At 63.3% G+C, this 1,106-nt stretch carries 2 protein-coding genes; both read left to right on the top strand.

Going from position 1 to position 1,106, the window contains the following annotated elements; all coding sequences use genetic code 11:
• On the top strand, window positions 1-823 hold an 823-nt coding region (locus FNJ47_RS46170), incomplete at its 5' end, for an acyl-CoA dehydrogenase family protein (protein ID WP_163163443.1).
• A gap of 67 nt (window positions 824-890) precedes the next feature.
• Window positions 891-1,106: enoyl-CoA hydratase-related protein (locus tag FNJ47_RS46175; RefSeq protein WP_175068524.1), on the top strand; the 216-nt coding region annotated here is incomplete at its 3' end.

A 1,106-nucleotide genomic window follows, 5' to 3' on the forward strand; every position in this document is an offset into this window, starting at 1 on the left:
CTGGCTGCCGCAGATGGCACGCTGGGAAAAGATCGGGTGCTTCGGCCTGACCGAACCGCTGACCGGCTCCGGCGCGAGCGGCGGCCTTACCACCACCGCCAAACGCGAGGGTGATACCTGGATCCTCAACGGCCAAAAGCGCTGGATCGGCAACGCGCCGTGGTGCGATCTCTCGATCATCTGGGCGCGTGACGTCGTCGACAACCAGGTGAAGGGCTTCATCATCGAAAACAAGACCACGCCCGGTTTCAGCGTGGAGAAGATCGAGAACAAGATGGCGCTCAAGGTCGTGCAGAACGGCCAGATCACGCTGAAGGATGTGCGCATTCCCGAAGCCAACCGGCTGCAGGGCGGCAATTCATTCCGTGACACCGCCCGCGTGCTGCGCATGACCCGCTACATGGTGGGATGGGCCTCGACCGGCGCCCAGATGGGCGCCTTCGAGAACACGCTGGCCTACACCCAGAGCCGCCTCCAGTTCGGCAAGCCGATCGCGTCATTCCAGCTGGTGCAGGATTTGCTGGCCAAGATGCTCGGCAACCTCACAGCCTGCCAGTGCCTGATGCTTCGGCTGGCGCAGCTCGACGACGAAGGCAAGCTCAGCGATCACCACGCCGCGCTCGCAAAGGCCTTCTGTACTGCAAAGGCGCGCGAGACGGTGGCCTGGGGCCGCGAGCTCCTGGGCGGCAACGGCATCGTTGCCGACTACCATGTCGGCAAGCTGTTCGCCGACGTCGAGGCGCTCTATTCCTACGAGGGTACCTACCAGATGCAGAACCTCATCGTCGGCAAGGCCATCACCGGCATCGGCGCCTTCGTCTGATCATGACACTGCGCGGGCGGAGTTCACGAGTTCCGCCCGCCCCTTCCCCGGATCACAGGAGACAACAATGGCCGACGTCCTGGCGCTCGCAAACGTGCTCTATGAGAAAAAGAACGGTGTCGCCTACGTCACCCTCAATCGCCCGAAGGTTCTCAACGCACTCAACACGCCGACCTGGAGGGATTTGAAGGCGGCGTTCGAGGACGCCAAGGCCGACGTCGCGGTACACGGCGCGATTTTGACAGGCAGCGGCGACAAGGCCTTCATTGCCGGCGCCGACATC

It is taken from the genome of Bradyrhizobium uaiense, assembly GCF_010811875.1.
Lineage (GTDB): Bacteria > Pseudomonadota > Alphaproteobacteria > Rhizobiales > Xanthobacteraceae > Bradyrhizobium > Bradyrhizobium uaiense.